This window comes from Pseudarthrobacter sp. CC4 (assembly GCF_048957775.1).
Lineage (GTDB): Bacteria > Actinomycetota > Actinomycetes > Actinomycetales > Micrococcaceae > Arthrobacter.
The window spans coordinates 1-3,630 of record NZ_JARCCZ010000059.1; the positions used below are offsets into that span (position 1 = coordinate 1).

Sequence of the window (3,630 nt, forward strand, 5' to 3'; positions counted from 1 at the left end):
TACTGGCATCCCTGCGGATTGAAAGCGGGCGTATTCATTCGCGGTGGCTTCGTCTCCCCGGCAGCTATTCCCATGCATTTCAGTGGAGGTTACCGTTGGGCCATGACCGGTAGCGGGCGGCGTAACGCATGGTTGCGGATGACAGACATGATGGGTCTGACAGAGCCTGGGAAGAAGGCTCCGAGGCCCAGCCGCCGAGTCTTAGTGTTTTGGACAATTCTTTGGTCGATAGATAGCGTTCTTTGGCTCTCATGGACCGCTGTTGATTTTGCGCGAGGGACACCTGATTATCTGCATCTCATCCTCGCTGTTCTCTCAGTGGTGCTTGCGGTCGCCTACTTGGTCATGTGGCTGCAATCGAAGAAGACGAGGACGGATTCTGACCTTTCCTAAGTTGGTCCCTATTCTTCTTCGTTCAGGGTTTGGCCCGGAGGTTGACGTAGCGGGACCATGCGTCGCCTGCTGCGTCGGCGTGGAGGAAAGCGACTTGGTGGCTATATCCGAGGGCGTCTGCGACCAGTGGCGGCGGCGAGGCCAGGAGATGTTCGTCGAGGGTGGTGTTCCGTGCGCCGCGGAGGTTGATACCGAGGCTGCGGAGCCTGTCCATGATGCCATTGGGGTGAAGTGGTTGTCCGGCCCGGGTCCCCGGGAAGAGCCAGGGGCTTTGTGCGTCTGATCCTGTTCTGAGATTCGGACGGCCTCTAAGGTGCTCTCGAAGCAAGTCGGCGAAGGGTTCGGGAATGGGCACTGGGTGCGGGCCGAAGGTGATCCGCATGTTGCCGGTGCTTTCATTGGTTTCGATAGCGTCGGTCCGGAGTTTGGCGACCCGAACGAGCGGCTGGGCGTAGAGAAGCAGCAGGATGCCGGCGACTCGGTAGGGCAGAGACTCGCTGGTGCCGGTGAGTAGTTCCCGGAGCCAGGCCACGCGCTGGTCCTGGGTGATCGCGGGGCGGGTTTTGGCTGTGTAGTGCCCCATGTCCACCCTGTGGTTTGTGCCGGTGTTCTTGATGAAGATGATGAAGGTGCGGATGGCTTTTCTGGTCGTGGGGCCGGTTGCGAGCCAGGTTTCGATGTCTTGTTGGGTGCAGTTCGCCGCCGTCCTCTGGTGGGTTTCCCAGAGCCAGTCCAGAAACTTGACGGTTTCGGTGATCTCTTGCTTGGCCGAGTGGACCGGGGCTTGGGCGCTCTTCTCCGGTGTTGTGATGGACCGGATGCGCCGGAGGTGATGCCAGGTGGCGAACTGTGCGACGGGTTTGGCGACCTCCTCGGGCAAGTGGCGGAGCTTGTCGTCAATCCAGGTTTCGAACCGGGCCAGATACGGGTCTTGGTAGGGGAGGAGTCCGTGATGAATGAACAGGGCGCGCAGGTGATTGGCTTCGCGGTTCGCTGACATAGCCGCGGCATCGAGTCCTTCGTGCGTCAGCGGGGTCTCCCCGCTCGATAGAGAGCCGAGGAGTGCTCGGACTTTGGGGGAGCGTTTCCACGTGATGATGCTTTCAGGCCGGTCTGCTTTGCAGAGGACATCAACGATTTTGCGGGCTGTTTCGGGGCCGGGGCCGGACGAGCCTGGCGACAGTAGTTCGTTCAGGTCCTCCCGGAGAGCGCAGCGGGAGCATATGCCGCGCCGGTAGAACTCGCCCTCCGTATTGCAACGGGTGCAGTGAAAGTCGTGGAGGATGCCGGCGCAGGGCGCGCAGCGTGGCCCTCGGCTGATGTCCGGTGGCCCGGGTAGAAGTCTGTGCTGGCCGCACTCCGGACAGGTCCCGTGGGTGCGGGTGGCGGTGGTGAAGCATGGGCCGCAGATTCGGCCTTCGGGCCAGGTGGCGCGGGTTCTGCCGGCGGCCCGGCCGCAGCGTGCGCAGGAAGCAGCCCCGGTGGTGCGGGGCCGGCCGCGGCTGGTGCTGCGGGGACTTAGGCCTTCGGGCTTGTCAGTGATCATTGTCGATGATGCGCGCCCGTCGTGGTCTAACGGTGCGGTTCAGGTCGACGACGTTGGGGGCGCTGGTTCCGGTTTTGCGGGCGCGGACGTCGGCTGCTGTGACGGTGATGAGGTCCTCCGGTCCGCAGGAGAAGATGTCGCAGATCGCGGCGATGACCTGCAGGGCGACACGTTCTGGTTTTTGGTTGACGAGCCGGTAGACCTGTGGCCGGGACAAGGTGATGCCGCGCTCGGCCAGCAGGGGGATGAGGTCGGTGGTGTTGTGCAGTCCTCGGGCTGCCATGAGCTCGGAGAGGCGCCATTTGTATTCGACTTCGCGTCTCACCACTGGCCTCGCATCTGCACGCCCAGGACTTCGTCCATGGTGCGGTCCAGGGCCTCCCGGAGGGTCGTGTTGCGGAAGTCGTCGCTGACGAACTGGTAGATCCCGGTGGTGGAGGCGTGTTCGTGGCCCATTTGATGTTGCACGAATCTAGGATCCCATCCGTCTTCCAGCAGGTGCGTTGCGTAGGAGCGCCGGAGTGAGTGCAGGTCCAGCCCATCCGTCTGCAGGCCCAGCTCGGCCAGGTAACGCCGGAGCCGGCGCAGCAGGGTGGATTCACAGATTAGGCCGCCGCGTTCGCTGGGGAACAGGTCCAAGGTGTCGAGCGTGCCTCGTCCGTTGGCGAGCCAGTCCTCGAGAACGCCGGCGGTCCAGTCGAAGACCGTCAGGACGCTGCGGGGTTTGTGGGGGGAGCCCTTGCGTGATTTGCCGAACCGGACCTTGCAGACGCCTGCCTTGCCGAACCGTCGCGCTTGGGGGTTGGTCGCAAAGTCGATGGTTTGCAGGTGTCTGAGCTCGTTGAATCTGAGCCCGTATGAGTAGGCGATTTTCAGCATGACGGCGTCCCGGTAGGCGGCCTGCCAGCCTTTCTTGCCTGAGGCGGCGATGAGTTGGACCTGGTCGTCGGCGTGATCGAAAAGCATCTGCAGTTCCGTCTTGGTGAAGGGCCGCTTGGAGGCGCGTCCTTCGTACTCCTGTGCGTGGGAGGCGGTGTTCCAGTCAAAGAAGACCTGCGAGGGGTGTGTGCCGAAGCGCTGTTCGCAGACCTGGTCCCAGCCGTAGTCGGGGTTTGACACGTAGGACGTGAACCGGCGGAGCATGGACTGATAGCTGCGGACGGTGGAGTGCTTCAGCTGGTGGATTGAGCGGAGGTCACCGAAATACTCCTCGACATGCTCCGGTGCCCAGTTCCAGGGGAACTCGTTCACATGGTTCACGAACCGGCGGACACTTGCGATTCCCTTGTCGATCGTGTCGAACTGGAGGTTCCTGGAGAGCTGCTGGTTGCGCCACCCGGCCAGCATGTCCTCAAGCGTCTGTTCCTCGGGATGCAGCAGCTGAACACCGCTCAGTTGCAGCACACGTCCGGACCCGTCGACCGCCATTTTCGCCCCACAGTTCCGTCAAAGTTTGTGCTCAAATCCTGAATCAATGATTCATTAAATGCATCATCAGCGCAAAGCCGCAGGTCAGACGCTCGTCGTAACCACTTCGAGGCTCAGCCTTGCGGTCGTTAGGCAGCACCTGGCCAACGGCACACCAAGGCCGTCCGGCGGCAAATTCCGCGGAATCTCAACGAAGTGAGAGAAGTTTGTGCGGATCCGGGGGATCGGGACGATTGATTCATCTGATGCAATACGCAGAGTAC

Annotated in this window: 4 protein-coding genes; 1 reads left to right on the top strand and 3 read right to left on the bottom strand. The window is 62.0% G+C overall.

From position 1 onward, the window contains the following. Positions 1-393 (top strand): hypothetical protein (locus PV768_RS21670; protein WP_421094186.1); only part of this gene is annotated, 393 nt, incomplete at its 5' end. Between the two features lie 22 nt (positions 394-415). Here the strand turns inward: PV768_RS21670 and PV768_RS21675 are convergent. The 3 genes from PV768_RS21675 to PV768_RS21685 form a co-directional block, all read right to left on the bottom strand. Further along, positions 416-1,393, bottom strand: coding sequence for a recombinase XerD (locus PV768_RS21675; protein WP_421094187.1), 978 nt, complete (start codon positions 1,391-1,393; stop codon positions 416-418). 535 nt (positions 1,394-1,928) lie between these two features. Beyond that, entirely contained in the window at positions 1,929-2,264 is a 336-nt protein-coding gene (locus PV768_RS21680) for a helix-turn-helix domain-containing protein (protein WP_421094188.1), read from the bottom strand. Further along, entirely contained in the window at positions 2,261-3,367 is a 1,107-nt protein-coding gene (locus tag PV768_RS21685; RefSeq protein ID WP_421094189.1) for a tyrosine-type recombinase/integrase, read from the bottom strand. Before PV768_RS21685 ends, PV768_RS21680 begins: the two co-directional genes overlap by 4 nt. Positions 3,368-3,630 lie beyond the last annotated feature (263 nt).

What these genes read in the sequence shown, in the direction of transcription:
- PV768_RS21675 (WP_421094187.1), bottom strand. Translation starts at nt 1,393, where the DNA reads ATGTCAGCGAACCGCGAAGCCAATCACCTGCGCGCCCTGTTCATTCAT.
- PV768_RS21685 (WP_421094189.1), bottom strand. Translation starts at nt 3,367, where the DNA reads ATGGCGGTCGACGGGTCCGGACGTGTGCTGCAACTGAGCGGTGTTCAG.